At 72.7% G+C, this 20426-nt stretch carries 15 protein-coding genes; 1 reads left to right on the top strand and 14 read right to left on the bottom strand.

Translation table 11 applies throughout. From position 1 onward, the window contains the following. Positions 1 to 181 precede the first annotated feature (181 nt). Entirely contained in the window at positions 182 to 3340 is a 3159-nt protein-coding gene (gene ileS / locus AC5L38_RS06610) for an isoleucine--tRNA ligase (protein WP_495241845.1), read from the top strand. A 311-nt stretch (positions 3341 to 3651) separates the two neighbouring features. Here ileS and AC5L38_RS06605 read toward each other — a convergent pair whose 3' ends face one another. From AC5L38_RS06605 to AC5L38_RS06540, 14 genes are all read right to left on the bottom strand, one after another. After that, a complete protein-coding gene (locus AC5L38_RS06605) occupies positions 3652 to 5796 on the bottom strand; it encodes a hypothetical protein (protein ID WP_495241844.1) in 2145 nt (714 codons plus the stop codon). A 42-nt stretch (positions 5797 to 5838) separates the two neighbouring features. After that, positions 5839 to 6696, bottom strand: a complete 858-nt coding sequence (locus AC5L38_RS06600; RefSeq protein WP_350973933.1) for a DivIVA domain-containing protein — start codon at positions 6694 to 6696, stop codon at positions 5839 to 5841. A 49-nt stretch (positions 6697 to 6745) separates the two neighbouring features. Then, positions 6746 to 7033: a YggT family protein gene (locus tag AC5L38_RS06595; protein ID WP_495241843.1), complete on the bottom strand. Its 288-nt coding sequence runs from the start codon at positions 7031 to 7033 to the stop codon at positions 6746 to 6748. 82 nt (positions 7034 to 7115) lie between these two features. Beyond that, a complete protein-coding gene (locus AC5L38_RS06590; RefSeq protein ID WP_329093101.1) occupies positions 7116 to 7619 on the bottom strand; it encodes a cell division protein SepF in 504 nt (167 codons plus the stop codon). 120 nt (positions 7620 to 7739) lie between these two features. Next, entirely contained in the window at positions 7740 to 8444 is a 705-nt protein-coding gene (locus AC5L38_RS06585) for a YggS family pyridoxal phosphate-dependent enzyme (protein WP_495241842.1), read from the bottom strand. 90 nt (positions 8445 to 8534) lie between these two features. Further along, entirely contained in the window at positions 8535 to 9908 is a 1374-nt protein-coding gene (gene ftsZ / locus AC5L38_RS06580) for a cell division protein FtsZ (RefSeq protein ID WP_495241841.1), read from the bottom strand. 234 nt (positions 9909 to 10142) lie between these two features. Continuing rightward, entirely contained in the window at positions 10143 to 10811 is a 669-nt protein-coding gene (locus tag AC5L38_RS06575) for a cell division protein FtsQ/DivIB (RefSeq protein WP_495241840.1), read from the bottom strand. A 40-nt stretch (positions 10812 to 10851) separates the two neighbouring features. Further along, on the bottom strand, positions 10852 to 12258 hold the full coding sequence (gene murC / locus AC5L38_RS06570; protein WP_495241839.1) for a UDP-N-acetylmuramate--L-alanine ligase: 1407 nt from the start codon (positions 12256 to 12258) through the stop codon (positions 10852 to 10854). Positions 12259 to 12368: 110 nt separating this feature from the next. Further along, positions 12369 to 13457, bottom strand: coding sequence for an undecaprenyldiphospho-muramoylpentapeptide beta-N-acetylglucosaminyltransferase (murG, locus tag AC5L38_RS06565; protein ID WP_495241838.1), 1089 nt, complete (start codon positions 13455 to 13457; stop codon positions 12369 to 12371). A 14-nt stretch (positions 13458 to 13471) separates the two neighbouring features. Continuing rightward, complete coding sequence (ftsW, locus tag AC5L38_RS06560) at positions 13472 to 14788, bottom strand: putative lipid II flippase FtsW (protein WP_495241837.1); 1317 nt, start codon at positions 14786 to 14788, stop codon at positions 13472 to 13474. After that, positions 14785 to 16176, bottom strand: coding sequence for a UDP-N-acetylmuramoyl-L-alanine--D-glutamate ligase (gene murD, locus AC5L38_RS06555; RefSeq protein ID WP_495241836.1), 1392 nt, complete (start codon positions 16174 to 16176; stop codon positions 14785 to 14787). Before murD ends, ftsW begins: the two co-directional genes overlap by 4 nt. 40 nt (positions 16177 to 16216) lie before the next feature. Continuing rightward, complete coding sequence (mraY, locus tag AC5L38_RS06550; protein WP_389906916.1) at positions 16217 to 17275, bottom strand: phospho-N-acetylmuramoyl-pentapeptide-transferase; 1059 nt, start codon at positions 17273 to 17275, stop codon at positions 16217 to 16219. Further along, positions 17272 to 18840: a UDP-N-acetylmuramoyl-tripeptide--D-alanyl-D-alanine ligase gene (locus AC5L38_RS06545; RefSeq protein ID WP_495241835.1), complete on the bottom strand. Its 1569-nt coding sequence runs from the start codon at positions 18838 to 18840 to the stop codon at positions 17272 to 17274. Before AC5L38_RS06545 ends, mraY begins: the two co-directional genes overlap by 4 nt. A 12-nt stretch (positions 18841 to 18852) precedes the next feature. After that, positions 18853 to 20397 (bottom strand): UDP-N-acetylmuramoyl-L-alanyl-D-glutamate--2,6-diaminopimelate ligase, encoded by a 1545-nt coding sequence (locus AC5L38_RS06540; RefSeq protein WP_495241834.1) that lies wholly within the window; start codon positions 20395 to 20397, stop codon positions 18853 to 18855. Positions 20398 to 20426: the final 29 nt, after the last annotated feature.

Genomic DNA, 20426 nt, shown 5'->3' with positions numbered 1-20426 from the left:
CGGAGCCGCCGGAAGAACGGCCGCGACGACCCGCCAGAGGCTCGCGGCGGCCCAGTAGACCCGGCAGCAGACCGAAGGAAGAGGGCCTTGCGCGCGCGAGGTCAAGGAGGGTGGTACCGCGGGGTCCGACGGCCTCGTCCCTCCACGCCACAGCCGTTCCAGCGTGGAGGTCCAGCCCATCATGTCCGCCTATTTCCGTTCTCTCCCTGCGCAGGTCGATCTTCCCGCGCTTGAGCACGAGGTTCTCGACCGCTGGCGGGACGGCAAGATCTTCGAGCGCTCGGTCGAGCAGAACGCCGGCGGCCCCAACTGGGTCTTCTACGAGGGCCCGCCCACCGCCAACGGCATGCCCGGCGTCCACCACGTCGAGGCCCGCGTCTTCAAGGACCTCTTCCCCCGCTACAAGTCGATGCGCGGCTTCAACGTGCCCCGCAAGGCGGGCTGGGACTGCCACGGCCTGCCCGTCGAGGTCGCCGTCGAGAAGGAACTCGGCCTCTCCGGCAAGAAGGAGATCGAGGCGTACGGCATCGCCGAGTTCAACGACCGGTGCCGCGAGTCCGTGCTGAAGCACGTGGACGCCTTCGAGGAGATGACCGAGCGGATGGGGTACTGGATCGACCTGTCCCAGGCCTACCGCACGATGGACCCGGCCTACGTGGAGTCCGTCTGGTGGTCGCTCAAGGTCATCTTCGACAAGGACCTGCTCACCCGCGACTTCCGCATCACCCCGTACTGCCCCCGCTGCGGCACCGGCCTGTCCGACCACGAGCTGGGCCAGCCGGGCGGCTACGAGACCGTCACCAGCCCGTCGGTCTACGTCCGCATGCCCGCGACCTCGGGACCGCTCGCCGACCTCGGCGCCTCGCTGCTGATCTGGACCACCACGCCGTGGACCCTGGTCTCCAACACCGCCGTGGCCGTCCACCCCGACGTGACCTACGTCGCGGCCCGCCCCGCCGGGTCCGACGAGGTCCTGGTGGTGGCCGAGCCGCTGCTGGCCGCCGCGCTGGGCGAGGACGCCGAGGTGCTGGCCGCCTTCCAGGGCGCCGACCTGGAGCACACCACCTACACGCGGCCCTTCGAGCTGGTCGACATCCCCGGCGCGCACTACGTGGTGCTCGGCTACTACGTCACCACCGAGGACGGCACCGGCCTGGTCCACCAGGCGCCCGCCTTCGGCGCCGACGACATGACGACCTGCAAGCGGTACGGGCTGCCCGTGGTCAACCCGATCGGCCCCGACGGCCGGTTCCTCGACAACGTGCCCCAGGTCGGCGGCGAGTTCTTCAAGGACGCCGACGAGGGGCTCACCGCCGACCTGCGCGAGCGCGGCCTGCTCTACCGGGGCAGCCACTTCGAGCACAGCTACCCGCACTGCTGGCGCTGCCACACCGCGCTGCTCTACTACGCCCTCCCCGCCTGGTACATCCGCACCACCGCGATCAAGGACCAGCTCCTCGCCGAGAACGAGAAGACCAGCTGGTACCCCGAGACGATCAAGTGGGGCCGCTTCGGCGAGTGGCTGCGCAACAACGTCGACTGGTCGCTGTCGCGCTCGCGCTACTGGGGCACCCCGCTGCCCCTGTGGGTCTGCACGGCCGACGAGTCGCACGTCACCTGCGTCGGCTCGCTGGACGAGCTGGGCCGCCTGTCCGGCCAGGACGTCTCCGCGCTCGACCCGCACCGCCCCTACGTCGACGACGTCACGCTGCCCTGCCCCACCTGCGGCGAGGAGGCGCGCCGGGTGCCCGACGTGATCGACGCCTGGTACGACTCCGGCTCGATGCCGTTCGCCCAGTGGGGCGCCCCGTACCTGAACGAGGAGATGCTCGCCAAGGCCTACCCCGCGCAGTTCATCTGCGAGGCCACCGACCAGACCCGCGGCTGGTTCTACTCGCTGATGGCGGTCGGCACGCTCGTCTTCGGCAGGTCCTCGTACGAGAACGTGCTCTGCCTCGGCCTGATCCTGGCCGAGGACGGCCGCAAGATGAGCAAGCACCTGGGCAACGTGCTCAAGCCGATGCCGCTGATGGACCAGCACGGCGCCGACGCGCTGCGCTGGTACATGGCCTGCTCCGGCTCGCCGTGGGCGGCCCGCAGGGTGGGACACGGCGCCCTGGAGGAGATCGTCCGCAAGGTCCTGCTCACCTACTGGAACACCACGTCGTTCTTCACCCTGTACGCCAACACCGAGTCCTGGTCGCCGGCCCGGCTCGCCGAGGCGCCCGCCTACGACGAGCGCCCGCTGATCGACCGCTGGGCCCTCGCCGAGCTGCACCGGACCGTGGCCGAGGTCACCGCGTCGCTGGACGTCTTCGACACCGCCCGCGTCGGCCGGCGCCTCGCCGAGTTCCTCGACGACCTGTCCAACTGGTACGTGCGCCGCTCCCGCCGCCGCTTCTGGACCGGCGACCCCGCCGCGTTCGCCACGCTGTACGAGTGCCTGGAGACCGTCACCCGGCTGATGGCCCCGGTGGTGCCGTTCACCACCGACTACGTCTGGGACGTGCTCCGCGACGCCGAGGCCCCCTCTTCGGTCCACCTGGCCGGCTGGCCCGAGGTCAACGGCGAGCTGCTGGACACGGAGCTGTCCGAGCGGATGGCGCTGGTCCGCCGCCTGGTGGAGCTGGGCCGCTCGGCCCGCGCCTCCAGCGGGGTCAAGACCCGCCAGCCGCTCGGCCGCGCCCTGGTCGGCGCCCCCGGCTGGGCCGCGCTCTCCCCCGAGCTGCGCGAGCTCATCGCCGACGAGCTCAACGTGAAGGACCTGGAGGACCTGTCGGGGATCGGGGCGGACCTGGTGTCCTTCACCGTGAAGCCCAACTTCCGCGCGCTGGGCAAGCGGTTCGGCTCGCAGACCAAGCTGGTCGCCTCGGCCGTCACCGCCGCCGACCCCGCCGAGCTCGCCCGCGCGCTCCGTACCGGCTCGCCGGTCTCGGTGGACGCGGGAGAGCTGGGCGGCGTGGAGCTCGGCGCCGACGACGTGATCGTCACCGAGCAGCCCAGGTCCGGCTGGGCGGTGGAGGCCGGCGCCGGTGAGACCGTCGCCCTCGACCTGACCATCACCGACGAGCTGCGCCGCTCGGGCCTGATCCGCGACGTCATCCGCCTGCTCCAGGACACCCGCAAGTCCACCGGCCTGTCGATCACCGACCGGATCGACGTGTGGTGGTCCACCGGCGACGCCGACCTCGCCGAGGCGCTGCGGACGCAGGGGCAGGCGGTGGCCGACGAGGTCCTCGCCGTCTCCCTCACCGAGGGCGGCGCCGACGACCTCCCCGCCCACAGCGACGCCGAGCTGGGCCTGACCTTCCAGCTCCGCCGCGCGACGACGACGGTCTGACCTGCTGTCCTGATGATCCGGCCCTACCGGGCCGGATCAGAACGGCCGGGAAGGACCGGCGAGAACGAGATCGGCCACCGACGCGACACGGCCGGGATCGCGGGGATGTCCTCCCCGCGACCCCGGCCGTCCCGTCTCACGACCTCCACGACTTTAACGACTTCTCCGAGACTTCCCCGGCTTCCCCGGCTTCCCCGGCTTCCCCGGCTTCCCCGGCTTCCCGGGCTTCCCCGACGACGGCGGACCCGGCCGGGCCGCGTCGCGAGGACAGGCCGGACACACGAAGGAGTCCGGCCTGGTGAAAGGTGAGCTCACGTCCGGTTCTGGCGGCAGATCGGGCAGTTGCTCAGACCGGCCTTCTCGGCCTCGGCCCGGGACGTGGTCTCGACGCCGCTGCCGCCCACGCTGGCGCCCTTGACGAGAGGGCAGTCGGAGTCGTGGAAGCGGCGGGTGCCGGCGATGACCGTGACCGTCTCGCCGCCGGCCTCGTCCGTCTCGTCCTTCTGGGCCTCGGGACGCGGCCGGTCCTTGATGGCGGGAATACCGCCGGGGGAGGTGTCGTCGCCGCGGTCGTCGTCGGAGGCGTCGCCGTCGCCGCGGGAGGGGCCGGTGGCGGCGGCTTCCGGCGCCGCGCCGGTCGAGGCCGCCTCGGGAGTCGAGGCGGGCTCCGCGGAGGTGGAGTCGGCCGCTACCGGCCGCCCGGCGCGCCCGGGTGCGGTCTCGGCCGGCTCCACCGGTTCGGGGGTGTCGCCCTTGGCGGGGGTCTCTCGCCCGGAGGAGCCCGAGGGCTCCGGGGAGGTGTCCCGCGGGGCGGTCGTGCTCTCCGCGTCCTCGGGTGAGGTCCTCTCGCCGGGGACGGCCTCGGCGCGGGCCTTCCCTGCGGTGGGTTCGGCCTTCGCGGGGTCGGCGGGTCCGCTCCCGGCCGTCTCGGCCTTCGCGGGCCTGGGCGTGGCGGGCCTGGTGGGCTCGGCCTCGGCGTCCTCGGCCTCGGTGGGCCCGGACTTCGCCGGCGCGGCCGGCTTGGCCGTCTCGGACGCCCCCGCCCGGCTCGCGGGGGCGGCCGTGGCGGACGTCCCGGAGGAATCGGAGGCGTCCGAGGCTGCGGCTGCGGCCTCGGCGGGCCCGGCGGCCTTGGACGCGGCCTTGGCGGAGGTGTCCTCGGACCCGGCGGAGGCGCCCGTGCTCCCCTGCGCGACCACGTCGCGGCTGAACCAGCTGGTGGCCTCGGACGCGGCGTGCGGGATCTCGGGGATCCGCGGCAGCTGGACCGCGGCCGGGCGAGCCTGCCGCTCCGCGGCCGGACGGGCCGGCTGCTCCGCGGCCGGACGGGCCGGCTGCTCCGCCGGGCGGGGCGAGGAGCCCGCGGGCTCCTGGGGCCGCGCCTGCGGCTCGGGGGACTGGATGTAGGGCCGGGCCACCGGGACGACGGGCTCCTGCGCGGAGCGCCGGACCTCCTGGCGGGACGCGGTGCCCTCGCTCCTGGTCGCGGAGGTTTCCTGCCCGGCCGGTGCGCCGTCGCGTCCGGCGGCCGGAGACGTCGGGGGCACCGAAGATGTCGGGGACGCCGGGGAATCAGCCCTGGTTCGCGAGGCCTCGGCCCCGGGCCGCTGGGACTCGGATCGCTGGGACTCGGATCGCTGAGACTGCTGAGGCTCCGCCCCCTGAGGTTCGGGCCGCTGGGACTCGGGCCGCGCTCCGGGGGCCTGCTGCCCGCCGGTCGGGGCCGTGGGCCGCACGGGCCGGTACGGGGCGGTGAAGCGGGCGGTGGCCTCCTGGGGGCCGGGCTCCCGGGCGTCGCCGAGGGGGCCGGACTCGTGGGAGACGTTCAGCGGCGCCTCGGGCCGGCGTGTCCCGGACGGGGTCTCACGCTGCTGGGGCCCGGAGGTGGGGTCGGCGGGCAGGCACGTGGTGCAGGGCGTGAAGCCCTCCTCCCGCGCCTCCTCGTAGGTGAGCTCCTCGTGTTCCCTGCCGGCCAGCTGGCGGCACCCCGCGACGTGATAGCGCTTGCGTCCGGGGATGACCAGCACGATCGCCTCGGGGTCCAGGGCGCCCCGCCTCGCCGCGGCGGCGGTGGCCGGCCCTGCCGCCGGGCCGCGTCGCGGCTGGGCCGAGACGGCGGGCACCTGCTGCGTCCCGGGCCGCACCATCATCTGCTGTGGCGCGGGAGGCCGGCCCGGCACCTGGTGCGGCATGCCGTGCGGCTGGGTCGGCATGCCGTGCGGCGCGGGCAGTGGCCCGGCCGGCATCGGCCCCTTCGGGGGAAGCGGCTGAGAGGCCCCGGCGGCTCCGCCGGGGAACAACTCGTGGCGGCGCAGCAACGCCCCGATCACCAGGAAGACTGCGGACAGCATGCTGACCGCGATCGACCAAATGACCAGGAATGGCTTGGCCAGCACGAACCCCGCGATGAGCAGGACGATGGCCGTGAGTACCAAACCGGCGCTGATGAGGATCACAGAGAGACTCCCGGATGCGGGTCAAGAGGATGACCCGACACCTTAGCGGCGGTCGTTGTGAGGACCGTCAACGCCCTGGAAGGCGCCAGAATGCTGCGAGGGGTCGCCGCCGAACGGGTTGGGCGCGCTCTGGAGGGTCGGCTGACCGCCCTGAGCCACCGCGTGGGACATGGCCGGAGGCCCGCTCACGATCGGGAACCCGCCACTGCCCTCGGCGGCCACGTTCAGCTCGGCGAGCTGGTTCTCGAGGTACAGCTTCAGGCGGCTGCGGTACTCGCGCTCGAAGCTGCGAAGCTCCTCGACCTTGCGCTCGAGCTCGTCGCGGGTCTGCACCAGGGAGCCCATGGCCTGACGGTGCCGCTCCTGCGCGTCGCGCTCCAGCGTCTCCGCGCGGGCACGCGCGTCACCGATGACCTGCTCGGCCTGGCGGCGTGCCTTGCCGAGGATGTCGTCGGCCTCGCGGCGCGCCCGGGTCACCGTCTCGTCCGCCTCCCGGCGGGCGTCGGCGATGGCCTGGTCGGCGGTCTGCTGCGCGAGGGCGAGCACCCGGGCCGCGGTGTCCATGTTGTCCTCGGCCGGAGGCATTCCCATTCCGACGGGAACGGGCTGCTGATGCTGCACCGGCTCGGGAGCGCGCATCGGCTCCGGCTGCTGCATCATCATCTCGGGCTTGGGCTCGGCGATGGGGGCGGGCGCCATGGCCATGCCCATACCGCCGGGGACCTTGCCCCGCAGACACTCCGCCAGCTTGGCGCGGAGCTCCTCGTTCTCCTGTATGAGACGGTCCAACTCGGACTCGACCTCATCGAGGAAAGCGTCTACCTCTTCCTCGTCGTAACCCGGCCGAAGGCGGGTCGTACTGAATTGCTTGTTCCGCACGTCGGCGGGCGTCAGCGGCATTTCGGTCTCCTTGGCGCGCTTGGAGTCTGTCCGGGGGGACGGTACCCGATCAACGAAGCGCGGACACGAGTTGGATCAAGACCAAGACCACAATGAACAGCACTGTGAAGCTTAGGTCAAAGGCCACCGTACCCAACCGGAGTGGTGGAATGAAACGGCGGAGGAACTTGAGAGGTGGGTCGGTCACCGTGTATATGGCTTCCGCCAGCACCAGGACGATGCCGGTGGGGCGCCACTGACGTGCGAACGCCTGTACTGTCTCGAAGATCATTCTGCCGATCAGCAGGATGAGATAGATGGACAGGATGAAGACCAAGATCCCGCTAACGATCCCCACGGTCCGTACCCGCCTCCACTCCGCTCTGCCGTCCACTGTCCCGTCGGGACCTGTCGGGCCGGTCACTGTTCATGGTGGAACTCTAGCTCTGGTTGAAGAATCCGCGTTCCGCGATTCGGGCCTTGTCCTCGGCGGTCACCTCGACATTGGCTGGGGACAACAGGAACACCTTGTTGGTAACACGTTCGATGCTGCCGTGTAGGCCAAAGACGAGACCTGCCGCGAAATCGACCAGCCGCTTGGCGTCGCTGTCAACCATCTCGGTCAGGTTCATGATGACCGGGGTGCCGTCGCGGAAGTGCTCGCCGATGGTCCGCGCCTCGTTGTACGTGCGGGGGTGGAGTGTGGTGATGCGCGCCAGATCGGTCGTGCGGCGCTCCAGGAGGGCCGTCGCGGGCCTCGGAGCGGGCACGCCGGGGTCGGTGTCGTCCTGGAGGTCGTGGACCGTGCCAGGGCGTTCGTCGCCCTCGCGGCGCGCGTCGTCGAACTCCTCGTACTCGTCGTCGGGGTAGCTGTCGTATCTCTCGTAGCGGTCGTCCTCAACAAGACCGAGGTAGACCGCCATCTTGCGCATCGCGCCGGCCATCGCTACTTCTTCCTCCGTCTTACGTCAGATGTGCCCGAGGGGCCAGCCCGACCGCCCTGAGCTCACCACCGTTCCACCGCTGTCCGGATACGCGGACGCCAAGGTCCACTTGAAGGGACATTACCTGACTAAGGGCTTCCTGCGACCGAGCAACGCCGTACCGACACGCAGGTGTGTCGCGCCGTTGGCGATCGCCTGGGACATGTCCCCGCTCATCCCCGCCGAGATGACACCCGCGCCCGGGTGGGCCTTGCGGACGGACCGCGCGATCTCCCTCAGCCTCGCGAACGCCCCGCCCGCCTCCTCGCCCAGCGGCGCGACCGCCATCACCCCGCCCAGCTCGAGCCCCTCGGCTCCGGCGACGGCGTCGGCCAGGGCCTCCACCTCAGCGGGTCTCGCCCCGCCCCGCCCGGGGTCGCCGTCGAGCGCGACCTGCACCAGGCAGGTGATCGTGCGTCCCGCCCCGGCCGCCTCCCTGCTCAGCGCGGTGACCAGGCGCGGGCGGTCGACCGAGTGGACGACGTCCGCGTAGCCGACCACCGAGCGGACCTTGTTGGTCTGCAGCTGGCCGACGAAGTGCCAGCGAAGGCCGAGCCCGGCGCACTCGCGCGCCTTGTCGGAGGCCTCCTGGTCGCGGTTCTCCCCGACGTCGGTGATCCCGAGTTCGGCCAGCAGCCGTACGTCGGAGGCGGGGTAGGTCTTGCTCACCGCGATGAGCGTCAGCTCCTCGCGGTGACGGCCGGAGGCCCGGCAGGCTTCGGCGATCTGCGCCTCGACCCGGGCCAGCCCGGCCGCGATCTCATCACGTCGTGTTGTTTCCGTCACATCTCCGCCGCTCGGACACTGGCAAACCGGCGGAGCCCATTCTTCCCGGCACGGCCGGGCGGTCCGTGGCCGCCCCCACCGTGAGAGATGTCACTTCAGGAAGTCGGGGACGTCCAGCTCCTCTTCCTGCTCCTCGAAGATCACCGGTCGGCGCCGGGCGGGGTCGGCGGCCCTGGCCGAGATCGGCGTCGGCTGCGAGGGCTCGGGAGCCGGGCGCGGGATCGACAGCGGGGGGGAGTGCGGCTCCTCCGCGCGCTGCGGCTCGGCGTGCTCCGCCGGGGGCTGCGCCTGCTGGACCGGGTAGATCTGCTGCGGCTGGGGCGCCGGCTCCGCCTGCGGGCCGGAGACCGGCCGCACCGGCGGGGGCGGCGCGTGCTCCACCCTGGGCTCGGGGCGGGGCTCGGCCTTGACCGTGGGCGCCAGCGGGCGGACCGGGGGTGCCGCCGAGGGCGGCTGGGCCGGGCGCGAGACGGGCTGCGGGCGGGCGGCCGGCTGCGAGAGCGGCTTGGGCTCGGGAGCGGGCTCGTCGAACCCGGCCGCGATCACGGTGACGCGCACCTCGTCGCCGAGGGCGTCGTCGATGACCGTACCGAAGATGATGTTGGCGTCCGGCGCGGCGGCGGTGGAGACCAGCTGGGCCGCCTCGTTGATCTCGAACAGGCCGAGGTCGGAGCCGCCGGCGATCGACAGCAGCACGCCGTGCGCGCCGTCGATGCTGGCCTCCAGCAGCGGGCTGGAGACGGCCATCTCGGCCGCCGCGACCGAGCGGTCGTCGCCGCGCGCGTGGCCGATCCCCATCAGGGCGGAGCCCGCCCCGGACATGACCGACTTCACGTCGGCGAAGTCGAGGTTGATCAGGCCGGGCGTGGTGATCAGGTCGGTGATGCCCTGGACACCGGAGAGCAGCACCTGGTCGGCCGCCTTGAAGGCGTCCAGCACGCTCACCTGCCGGTCGGAGATCGACAGCAGCCGGTCGTTCGGGATCACGATGAGGGTGTCGACCTCCTCGCGGAGGGTCTCGATGCCGGCGTCGGCCTGCATCGCCCTGCGCCGCCCCTCGAAGCTGAAGGGCCGGGTCACCACACCGATGGTCAGCGCGCCCAGCGTGCGGGCGATGTTGGCCACCACCGGGGCGCCGCCGGTGCCCGTACCGCCGCCCTCACCGGCCGTGACGAAAACCATGTCGGCCCCCTTGAGGACCTCCTCGATCTCCTCGCGGTGGTCCTCGGCCGCCTTGCGCCCGACTTCGGGATTGGCTCCCGCGCCGAGGCCGCGGGTGAGCTCGCGCCCGACGTCGAGCTTGACGTCGGCGTCACTCATCAGCAGCGCCTGGGCGTCGGTATTGATGGCGATGAACTCGACGCCCTTGAGTCCCTCCTCGATCATCCGGTTGACGGCGTTGACTCCGCCTCCGCCGATTCCTACAACCTTGATGACCGCGAGGTAGTTCTGCGGTGCTGCCACGACGAGGGGCCTTTCCGCTCGTTGACTTGCAATTTCATGCGGCACGGGGCCGTGCCGTCGTTTCCAAAACCCTCACCCTCAAGTTGAGATTTAGCTTTATGTCAACCTGAGGAGTGATACGGACAGTAGGAGTTGCGCTCCTGGCGGGTCAACTAACCGCGCCGCAGCGCGTCCAGCGTGTCGCGGGCCGCCCTTTTCCGGGAACCTTCCGGGAACGCCCGCCATCCGATGAGATCACCTGACCGTCACGACGTCAGGCGAACTGACGTCATAGGTGTCGGCCGGACGCTTGAGCAGCGTAACAAGGATCCGCGCCTTGTCGGCGGGACGGTCGCCGCCGCCCCACACGATCGCGCGGCCGTCCTTGAGGCGCAGCGAGACCGTCTCCGCCGACGGCGCGAGCACCTCCGCGACCTTGCGGGCGAGATTGGCCGGCAGCGCGGTGATGACGCCGAGCGCCGCCGCGGTCGCCGGATCCGCGGGCCCCGGCCGGGACACCCGCAGCACGGGCAGCGCCGGGGGCGCGACGTCCCTGAGCTCGGTGACCATCCCGTGGCGGTCCATCAGCGCGGACCTCTCACCGACCGGCACCACCGCCACCGGCTCGCGCTCCACGACCTCGACGCGCAGGGTGCTCGGCCAGGCGCGGCTGACCGTCACCGACTCGACCTGCGGGATCCTGCCGACCCTGCCCTCGACCTCGGCGACGTCGACGGTGGCCAGGGGCATGTCCGCGGCCACCCCCGCGGCCTGGCGTATCTGCTCCGCGGACAGGCCCGCGTTGCCGGCCACCTGGATCTCCCGCACCCCGAGCACCGGGGAGAAGAACACCAGCCACGCGGCGATGCCCACCACCCCCACGGTGAGCAGGGCCAGGAAGGCCGACCGCCACACCCCGTTCATCGCCACTCCCCCTCCGGCGACCCGCGCCCGCCGACGTGGGTCACCGCGCGGCCAGCTCCGCCACGATCCTGGGGCCCAGCTCCGTCACGTCGCCCGCGCCCATGGTCAGGACGATGTCACCGGGCCTGGCCCGGCCCGCCACCAGTGCCGGGACGCTGTCGCGGTGGGGGACGTAGGCCACCCGCTCCGCGGGCAGCGGCACCTTGCCCGCCACCAGCGCCCCCGACACGCCGGGCTCGGGGTCCTCGCGGGCCCCGTAGACGTCCAGGACGACGGCCTCGTCGGCCAGCCCCAGCGCGGCGCCGAACTCGTCGGCGAAGAAGCGCGTGCGCGAGTACAGGTGCGGTTGGAAGACCGCGATGACCCTGCCGTCCCCTGAGAAGGACGCCACCACGTCCCGCGCCGCGCGCAGGTCGGCGGCGAGCTCGGTCGGGTGGTGGGCGTAGCTGTCGAAGACCGCCACCCCGCCCGCCTCGCCCTTGGCCTCGAAGCGGCGCTTGGCGCCGGTGAAGGCCGCCAGGCCGTCGCGGATCTCGTCGAAGGAGACGCCCAGCTCCCCCGCCACGGCGATGGCCGAGGCGGCGTTGAGCGCGTTGTGGCGGCCGGGCACCGCGAGCCTGACCTCCCCGCGCCCGGCGATCGTGAAGGTGATGCCCAGCCCCTCGGGAACGATCCCGCTCACCCGCAGGTCGGCGTCCTCCGCCTCGCCGTACGTGATCACCTTCAGCCCGCGGGCGCGGGCGATCGGGACCAGCGCGGCCGAGCCGGGGTCGTCGGCGCAGACCACCATGGTGCCGGTGACGCGCTCGACGAACCTGGCGAAGCTGTCGTGGACCGCGCGCGGGTCGCCGTAGTTGTCCAGATGGTCGGGCTCGACGTTGGTCACCACGGCGATGTCGGGGGCCAGCATCAGGAAGGAGCCGTCGCTCTCGTCGGCCTCGGCGACGAACACCCCGCCCGAGCCCTCGTCGGCGCCCAGGCCCGTCGTCACCAGCTGCCCGCCCACGCAGTACGAGGGGTCGGTGCCGCACTTCTGCAGCGCCACGGTGAGCATCGAGGTCGTGGTGGTCTTGCCGTGGGTGCCGGCGATCGCGACGCCGGTCTTGCCCGCCATGACGGAGGCGAGCGCCGCGGCCCTGGGGATGACCCGCAGTCCCTGGCGCAGCGCCTCGCCCAGCTCGGGGTTGGAGTCGCGGATCGCGGTGGAGACCACCACGGTGTCGACGTGCTTGACGTGCGAGGCGGCGTGGCCGATGTTGACCCTCGCCCCCAGGTCGCGCAGCTCCGTCACCATGTCCGACCCTCGCGCGTCGCTGCCGGAGACCGGCACGCCCCGCTTGAGCAGGATGCGCGCGATCCCGGACATCCCGGAACCACCGATCCCGATGAAGTGCACCCGTCCCAGGTCACCGGCCGCGACCGGATCCACCAGCTTGACCAGGCTCATCGGCCGCCCACCCCTCCTCGTTCGCCGCGCGGGGGCGTCCGCCCCGCGTCAGGCCGTCGTCCGTCTCCGGCGGGCTCGCGCTCGCCGCGCGAGATCCCCTTCGTGCTCATTCAGCCCCTCCCCCGCGCCGCGATCTGCAGCACCCTGCGCGCCAGCGTCACGTCGGCGTCCTTCCTGCCCATCCTGGAGGCCGCCTCGGACATGGTGACCACGCGCTCGGGGTCGGACAGGATGGGCAGCACGTTCCGGACGATCCAGTCCGCCGACAGCTCCGAGTCGTCGATCATCAGACCGCCGCCGCCCTGCACGATCGGGGTGGCGTTGAGCCGCTGCTCGCCGTTGCCGTGCGGCAGCGGGATGTACGCGGCCGGCAGGCCCACGGCCGTCATCTCGGCGCAGGTCATCGCGCCGCCGCGGCACAGGGCGAAGTCGGCCGCCGCGTAGGCCAGGTCCATCCGGTCGACGTACTGCAGCACGACGTACTGCGGGTCGCCCGGCGGCGGCTCCTCCTCCAGGGTGTTCTTCGGGCCGATGACGTGCAGCACCTGCACCCCGGCCCCGCGCAGCGCGGGGGCGGCGGCCAGGGCCGCCCGGTTGAGCGAGCGGGCCCCCTGGGAGCCGCCGGTGACCAGCAGCGTGGGCAGGTCGGCCTCCAGGCCGAACCAGGACCGGGCCTTGTCGCCCATGGACAGCCGGTCCAGGTTGACGATCTCCCTGCGGAGCGGGATCCCGATGTGCTCGGCGCGGCTCAGGGGGGTGTCCGGGTGGCCGGTGAAGACGTGCTCGGTGAGGCGCGCGCCCAGCCGGTTGGCAAGGCCCGGGCGCGGGTTGGCCTCGTGCACCACGATCGGCACGTTGCGCCGCCGCGCCGCGAGGTAGGCGGGGGTCGCGACATAGCCGCCGAAGCCGACCAGGACGTCGGCCCGGACGTGGTCCATGATGCCGGCGGCCGCGTTGATGGCGCCCGCCAGGCGTCCGGGCACGCTGAGCAGCTGGGGCGTCAGGGACCGGGGCAGCGGCACCGCGGGCACCAGTTGCAGGTCGTACCCCCGGGCGGGCACCAGCCTGGTCTCCAGGCCGCGCTCGGTGCCGAGGCAGGTGATCCCGATGTTCGGGTCGAGTTGGCGCAACGCGTCGGCCAGAGCCAGCGCCGGTTCGATATGACCGGCCGTCCCGCCACCGGCGAGGACCACCCTCATGTCGGTCCTTTCGCTTATCGTCTTCCGCGGCCCGGCCGTCGTATCCGGGCCGGACCACCCAGGCCAAGCCAGCTTAGGCCCCGCGCCACCGGTCCGGGGCCATGGGCCGCGAGAGCCTCGCGGGCGCCGGGCTCGTGCTTGGCGAACGACAGGAGCATGCCGAGGGCGGCGAGGGTGGGCAGCAGGGCCGATCCGCCGTAGGAGACCAGCGGCAACGGGATGCCGGTGATGGGCAGCACGCCGATGACCGCGCCGATGTTGACGATCGCCTGGCCCACGATCCAGGCGACCGCGGCGGCGGAGGCGAGCCTGACGAACGGGTCCTTGACCCGGGTGGCCACCCGCAGCCCCGCGTAGCCCAGCAGCCCGAACAGGGCCACCACGACGAGCGTGCCCATCAGGCCGAGCTCCTCGCCGAGGATGGAGAAGATGAAGTCGCTCTCGGCGTGCGGGATCCAGCTCCACTTCTGCCTGCTGGAGCCCAGGCCCAGCCCGAACCAGCCGCCGCTGCCGATGGCGATCTGTCCCTGCACGGCCTGGAAGCCCGAGCCCTGGGCGTTGCCCCACGGGTCGAGCCACCCCGCGATCCGCGCCGAGCGGTATCCCTCCGTGCTGATCATGACGATGGTCGCGAGCGTCGCCACCGCGAGGATCCCGCCGAACAGCTTCAGCGGCGCCCCCACCACCCACAGCAGCGCCAGGAAGATCAGCATCAGCACCAGCGTGGTGCCCAGGTCGCTGCCCAGCATGACCATGACGGCCAGGATCGCGGTGCCCGGCATCAGCGGGATGAACAGGCTGCGCCACTCGATCATGCCGTTGCGCGCCTTGCGCGCCAGCAGGTCGGCGCCCCAGAGCATCAGGCCGAGCTTGGCGGGCTCGGACGGCTGCAGGTAGATGGGGCCGAGGTCGATCCAGCGCTGGGCGCCGAGCTGGGAGGTGCCGACGAACAGCACCAGCACCAGCCCGAGGATCGACAGCGCCATCAGCGGGTATCCGGCGAGCCTGAAGAACCTCGGCGGCAGCTGCGCGCAGATCCACATCAGCGGGAGGCCGAGCGCGGCCGAGATCGACTGCTTGAAGAACCAGTAGAAGGGGTCGCCCATCTCCTGGAGCGCCTCGATGCTGGAGGCCGACAGCACCATCATCAGGCCGAGCGTGAGCAGCAGCGCGCTGCACCCCAGGATCAGGTAGTACGAGGTCAGCGGCCGGTTGAGCAGCTCGCGAAAGGCGAGCAGGTGCTCGCGGAACCCGTCGGGACGCGCGGGCGCGCCCTCCCGCGCGGGCGCGTCCTTGCGGGCGGGCGCGCCCTCGTGGGTCGTCGCGCTCACGCCGCTCCCCCGTCGTGCCCCTCGGCGAGACGGTGCACGGCCCGGGCGAACGCCTCCCCTCGGGCGGGGTAACCGGCGAACATGTCCAGAGAGGCGCCGGCCGGGGCCAGCAGCACGGTGTCTCCGGGGGCGGCGAGCCTGGCGGCTTCGGTGACGACACGGTCCATGACCCCAGTGTCTTGCCCCGCGACCTCCACCACCGGAACATTCCCGGCGTGTCGCGCCAGAGCCTCGCGAATTCGCTCGCGGTCGGCGCCCAGGAGCACCGCGCCGCGCAGGCGGGGCGCGGCGCGGCGCACCAGCTCGCCGACGTCGGCGCCCTTGAGCTGCCCTCCGGCGACCCAGACGATCGACGGGTAGGCGGCCAGCGAGGCGGCGGCGGCGTGCGGGTTGGTGGCCTTGGAGTCGTCCACGTAGTCGACCTCGGCGACCCTGGCCACGTGCGCGATCCGGTGGGGGTCGGGCACGAAGTCCAGCAGCCCTTGGCGCACGGCGGCGGCGGGCACCCCGTAGGCCCTGGCCAGCGCGGCGGCGGCGAGCGCGTTGGACACGTTGTGCGGGGCGAACGGGCGGACGTCGGCGAGCGAGGCGAGCTCCTCTGCGTTGCGCTCGGGGTCGGCCACGAACGCCCGGTCCACCAGCAGGTCCTCGACCACGCCCAGCTGGCCCGGCCGGGGGACCCCGAGGGTGAAGCCCACGCTCCGCACCGCACCGGCGCTCCCGTACGGCGCGGCCAGGCGGGACGCCCACTCGTCGTCGGCGTTGTGCACGACCGTCCCGGCCCTGGCGAAGATGTCGCCCTTGACGCGGGCGTACTCCTCCATGGAGCCGTGCCAGTCGAGGTGGTCGGGCGCCACGTTGAGCACCGCGGCCGCGTACGGGGCGATGCCGGGCGCGCGGTGCAGCTGGAAGCTGGACAGCTCCACCGCCAGCACGTCCGAGGGCCCGGTCACGGCCTCCACCACGGGGGTGCCGACGTTGCCGACGGCGAGCGCCCGGTGGCCCGCGGCCAGGAGCATCGAGGTGAGCATGCGCACCGCGGTGGTCTTGCCGTTGGTGCCGGTCAGCGCCAGCCAGGGGGCGGCGCCCTCGGGGCGGAGCCGCCAGGCCAGCTCGACCTCGCCGATCACCTCGATCCCGGCCGCCGCCGCGGCGGCGAGCAGCGGGTGGTGCGGCGGCCAGCCCGTGGTGACGATCAGGGAGGTGCCCGCGGGAGGTTCGGCGGGCTCGCCGAAGCGGACCTCGACGCCGAGCGCGGCCAGCTCGGCGGCGACCGCCCTGGCCCGCTCGCCGTCCCGGCCCTCCAGGACGACGACCTCCTCGCCGCGCCCGGCCATCGTGCGGGCGACGGCGGTGCCCGAGACCCCCAGTCCCGCGACGCAGATCACGCGCCCTCCCCCGCCGCGCCCGCCCGCCCCGTCGAACCGTTCACAGCCTGGGCATCCATTCCACGTAGAAGATTCCCAGCCCGCCGGCGGCGCACAGGGCGGCGATCAGCCAGAAGCGGACCACGATGGTCGTCTCGGCCCAGCCCTTCAGCTCGAAGTGGTGCTGGAGCGGGGCCATCCTGAAGACCCGTTTACCGGTCAGCTTGAAGGACCCGACCTGGATGATCACCGACATGGTGATCAGCACGCACATCCCGGCGAGGATGATCAGCAGGAGCTGGGTCCTGGTGGTGATGGCCAGCCCGGCGAGCACGCCGCCCAGGGCCAGCGAGCCGGTGTCGCCCATGAAGATCTTCGCGGGCGGTGCGTTCCACCACAGGAACCCGACCAGCGCGCCGAGCACCGCCGCGGCGACCACGGCCAGGTCCAGCGGGTCGCGGACCCAGTAGCAGTTGGGCCCGAGCTGGGTGGTGCAGCTGTTGCGCAGCTGCCAGTTGCCGATCAGCACGTACGAGGCCAGCACCACGCCGGTGGCGCCGCTGGCCAGGCCGTCGAGGCCGTCGGTGAGGTTCACCGCGTTGGAGAACCCGACGATCATGATCAGCACCCAGATCGTGAACCCGATGAGGCCGATGGAGGGGCCGAAGTCCCGCAGGAACGACAGGCGCGTCTCGGCCGGGGTGATCAGGTAGGCGTTGGGGAAGCGGGTCACCAGGACCGCGAAGACCGCGCCGACGATGAGCTGGCCCAGCGCCTTGGCGCCGCTGCGCAGGCCGAGGCTGCGCTGCTTGTAGATCTTGATGAAGTCGTCGAGGAAGCCGACCGCGCCCAGTCCCGTCATCAGGAACAGCACGAGGACGGCGGAGACCGTGGGGGGCGTGAAGCTGTACAGGTGGGCGCAGGCGAAGCCGACCAGCGCGGCGATCACGATCACGGTGCCGCCCATGGTGGGGGTGCCGCGCTTGTCGTGGTGGCCGGAGGGGCCCTCCTCCCGGATGCTCTGCCCGTAGCCACGCCGGGAGAACAGGCGGATCGCGAGCGGCGTGCCCAGCATGGACAGCAGCAGGCTGACCGCGGCCGCGACGAGGATCTCCCTCATCGGCGGTCACCTCCGAGCAGCGCCGCGGCCACGCGTTCGAGGCCCGCGGCGCGCGGTCCCTTGACCAGCACGACGTCGCCGGGCGCCAGCAGCGCCGACAGCTCCGCGCTCGCCTGGGCCGCGTCGGCGGCGTGCGAGACCCGGGTGGCGGCCTGAGCCCCGCCGCCGGTCGCGTAGGACTCAGGGGCCTCCCCGAACGCCGCGACGGGCGAGAGGCGGCCGGGCGGCTCGCCCGTGCCGTCGCCCGGCGGTCCGTGGAGCGCCGCCCCGTGCGCGGGGACGGCGGGAACGGCGGGAACGGCGGGGACAGCGGGGACAGCGAGGGCACCGGCCTGCACGGCGGCCCTGGCCCCGGCCAGGACCGGGTCGGCGTCGGGGCCGACGACGAACAGGCCCGCGAGGCCCGCGCCCCCGGCCAGGCGTCCCAGCCCCTCGTTGAGCGCGACGCTCTCGTCGCCCAGCTCGCGCAGGGCGGCGACGACCGCGAAGCGGCGGCGGTCGCCCGCGAGGGCGTCCAGGGCGCCGAAGGCGGCCCGCATGGAGTCGGGGTTGGCGTTGTAGGCGTCGTTGATCACGGTCACGCCGTCGGCGCGGTCGGTGACCTCCATCCGCCAGCGGCTGCGCGGCTCGGCCTCCGACAGCTCCTCGGCGATGGTGGCGACCGGCAGGCCGAGCTCGTAGGCGGCCGCGGCGGCGGCGAGCGCGTTCTCCACCGCGTGCTCGCCGTACAGGCGCAGGGCCACCGGGGCGGCGCCCGAGGGGGTGCGCAGCGTGAAGGAGGCGCGTCCGCGCTCGTCGACGGTGACGTTCTCGGCCCGCACGGTCACGCCCTCGCTCCGGCCGTACCAGGTGACGCGGGCGCCGGTGCGCCGCGCCATGGCGGCCACCAGCGGGTCGTCGGCGTTGAGCACGGCCACGCCCTCGGCGGGCAGCGCCTCGACCAGCTCGCCCTTGGCCCTGGCGATCTCCTCCTTGCCGCCGAAGACGCCCAGGTGGGCGGTGCCGACGTTGAGGACCACGCCGATCCTCGGCGGGGCGACGCGGGTCAGGTGGGTGATGTGGCCCGCGCTCCTCGCGCCGAGTTCCAGCACCAGGTAGCGGGTGTCCTCGCCGGACCTCAGCACGGTCAGCGGGTGGCCGATCTCGTTGTTGAACGAGCCGGCCGTGGCGACCGTCGGGCCGATCCTGGCGGTGAGCCTGGCGAGCAGGTCCTTGGTGGTGGTCTTGCCCGCGGAGCCGGTGAGGCCGATGACCGTGGTCGCCGGCAGGGCCGCGCAGACCGCGGTGGCCAGGACCGTCATGGCGGCCACGGTGTCGCCGACGATGACGGCGGGGGCGTCGACGGGCCGGGAGGCCAGCACGGCGACCGCCCCGGCCGCGACGGCCTGGGCGGCGAAGTCGTGCCCGTCGACCCGTTCACCCTTGATCGCGACGAAGAGCGACCCCGGTTCGACGGCGCGGGAGTCGGTGACGACCGGGCCGCGCACCACCGCGCGTGGGTCGGCCATGCCCGCGAGGGCCCCCGAGGTGATCTCGGCGATCCTGGCCAGCGGCAACGGGATCATGATGCGTCTTCCCTACTCTCCATACGTGCTTCGGCGCCCGGTGCGGTCCCTGCGCCTGACGATCGCGTCGGCCACGACCTGCCTGTCGTCGAAGGGAAGCACCCGGTCGCCGACGTACTGACCCTGCTCGTGGCCCTTGCCGGCCACGACGACGACGTCACCGGGGTCCGCCTGGCCGATGGCCAGGTCGATGGCCGCGGCGCGGTCCGGCTCAATGATCACATGTGCGCGCCCGTCCTGGGACACGCCGAGAACTCCGTCCATCATCTCCGCGAGGATCCGCAGGGGGTCCTCAGAGCGGGGGTTGTCGCTGGTGAGAATAGCCACATCTGCCAGTCTTGCGGCGGCTTCTCCCATCATTGGGCGTTTACCACGGTCACGGTCACCCCCGCAGCCGAGCACGACGATGAGCCTGCCGTCGGTGATCTCGCGCAGCGAGCGCAGGACCGACTCGACCGCGCCGGGCTTGTGCGAGTAGTCGACGATGGCCTGGAAGTCCTCGCCGCCGGGCACCCGCTCCATCCGGCCGGGAACCCCCGCCAGCGTACCGACGCCCGCCACCGCGGCCCGCAGCGGCACACCCGCCTCCACCAGCGCGACGATCGCGCCCAGGGCGTTGGCCACGTTGAAGGGGCCGGGCAGCGCGACCGACGCGGCCTCCTCGACGCCTCCGGGGCCCACGACCGTGAAGGTGCTGCCCTCGGGGCCCAGGCGCACGTCCACGGCCCGCCAGTCGGCCTCGATGGCGCCCTCGGCGGAGAAGGTGGTCATCGGGATCTTCGCGATGACACGGAGCTCGCGCCCGTGGGCGTCGTCGATGTTGACGACCCCCACGCGGCTCATCTCGGGCGTGAACAGCCGGGCCTTCGTCGCGAAGTAGTCGTCGAGGTCGCGGTGGAAGTCGAGGTGGTCCTGGGACAGGTTGGTGAACAGCGACACGTCGTAGAACACCCCGTCGACCCGGCCGAGCGCCAGCGCGTGGCTGGAGACCTCCATGGCGGCGGCGGTGACGCCCCGCTCGCGCATCAGGGCGAACAGGCCCTGCAGGTCGCTGGCCTCCGGCGTGGTGAGCTTCGGCGTGAAGCGCAGGTCACCGACGTGGATCTCCACGCCCCCGACGAGCCCGGGGTTGTGCCCGGCGGCCCGCAGACCGGCCTCCAGCATGAAGCTGACCGTGGACTTGCCGCTGGTGCCGGTGACCCCGACGACCATCACGTCCGCCACCGGATTGCCGTACACCCAGGCGGAGACCTGCCCGAGCAGACCGCGCGGATTCGGCACGACGAGGACCGGCAGGCCGGTCGCGACCGCGGCCCGCCTGCCCGCCTCGTCGGTCAGGATCGCGCTGGCACCCGCGGCGAGGGCCTGGGCGGAGAAGTCGGCCCCGTGGGCCGTGGCCCCCGGCAGCGCGACGTAGAGATCTCCCCGGCACACCTGGCGCGAGTCGATGGTGATTCCGGACACCGCGGCCAGCGGGGCTCGCGAGGTGCCCGAGGGCGCGCCGATCAGGCTCGCCAGCCCCGAGAGCGGTCGGGGTGAACTGGTTGAGGGTCGCATTGACGACGGGGGATGCACGGCGAGAGCGT

It is taken from the genome of Streptosporangium nanhuense, from assembly GCF_059358815.1.
The sequence above is the reverse complement of the archived record's forward strand: the minus strand, read 5'-3'. Positions and strand labels throughout refer to the sequence as shown.